The 1,595-nt window shown below is 50.5% G+C and carries 1 rRNA gene; it reads right to left on the bottom strand.

Annotated elements, in window-relative coordinates:
• A 23S ribosomal RNA gene (locus IFT98_RS20915) occupies positions 1-1,496 on the bottom strand; the annotation flags it as partial.
• Positions 1,497-1,595 lie beyond the last annotated feature (99 nt).

Raw genomic sequence — 1,595 nt, 5'->3', positions numbered from 1 at the left:
AGATCCCGGATTTACCTAAGATCTCAGCCTACCACCTTAAACTTGGACAACCAACGCCAAGCTGGCCTAGCCTTCTCCGTCCCTCCATCGCAATAACCAGAAGTACAGGAATATTAACCTGTTTTCCATCGACTACGCTTTTCAGCCTCGCCTTAGGGACCGACTAACCCTGCGTCGATTAACGTTGCGCAGGAAACCTTGGTCTTTCGGCGTGGGTGTTTTTCACACCCATTGTCGTTACTCATGTCAGCATTCGCACTTCTGATACCTCCAGCAAGCTTCTCAACTCACCTTCACAGGCTTACAGAACGCTCCTCTACCGCATCACCCTAAGATGATACCCGTAGCTTCGGTACCTGGTTTGAGCCCCGTTACATCTTCCGCGCAGGCCGACTCGACTAGTGAGCTATTACGCTTTCTTTAAAGGGTGGCTGCTTCTAAGCCAACCTCCTAGCTGTCTAAGCCTTCCCACATCGTTTCCCACTTAACCAGGATTTTGGGACCTTAGCTGACGGTCTGGGTTGTTTCCCTTTTCACGACGGACGTTAGCACCCGCCGTGTGTCTCCCATGCTCGGCACTTGTAGGTATTCGGAGTTTGCATCGGTTTGGTAAGTCGGGATGACCCCCTAGCCGAAACAGTGCTCTACCCCCTACAGTGATACATGAGGCGCTACCTAAATAGCTTTCGAGGAGAACCAGCTATCTCCGAGCTTGATTAGCCTTTCACTCCGATCCACAGGTCATCCGCTAACTTTTCAACGGTAGTCGGTTCGGTCCTCCAGTTAGTGTTACCCAACCTTCAACCTGCCCATGGATAGATCGCCCGGTTTCGGGTCTATACCCAGCGACTAAACGCGCTATTAACACTCGCTTTCGCTACGCCTCCCCTATTCGGTTAAGCTCGCCACTGAATATAAGTCGCTGACCCATTATACAAAAGGTACGCAGTCACCCAACAAAGTGGGCTCCCACTGCTTGTACGCATACGGTTTCAGGATCTATTTCACTCCCCTCTCCGGGGTTCTTTTCGCCTTTCCCTCACGGTACTAGTTCACTATCGGTCAGTCAGTAGTATTTAGCCTTGGAGGATGGTCCCCCCATATTCAGACAAGGTTTCTCGTGCCCCGTCCTACTCGATTTCATTGACAAGAGATTTTCGCGTACAGGGCTATCACCCACTATGGCCGCACTTTCCAGAGCGTTCCGCTAATCTCAAACCAACTTAAGGGCTGGTCCCCGTTCGCTCGCCACTACTAAGGGAATCTCGGTTGATTTCTTTTCCTCAGGGTACTTAGATGTTTCAGTTCCCCTGGTTCGCCTCTCATGCCTATGTATTCAGCATGAGATAACTGTCTTATGACAGCTGGGTTCCCCCATTCAGACATCTCCGGATCACAGTCTGTTTGCCGACTCCCCGAAGCTTTTCGCAGGCTACCACGTCTTTCATCGCCTCTGACTGCCAAGGCATCCACCGTATGCGCTTCTTCACTTGACCATATAACCCCAAGCAATCTGGTTATACTGTGAAGACGACATTCGCCGAAAATTCGCATTTACTCTAAGAGCAACTCACAAATTTTACCTTAGCCTGAAC

The sequence above is a fragment of the Pseudomonas sp. CFBP 8770 genome, assembly GCF_014841705.1.
Lineage (GTDB): Bacteria > Pseudomonadota > Gammaproteobacteria > Pseudomonadales > Pseudomonadaceae > Aquipseudomonas.
The sequence above is the reverse complement of the archived record's forward strand: the minus strand, read 5'-3'. Positions and strand labels throughout refer to the sequence as shown.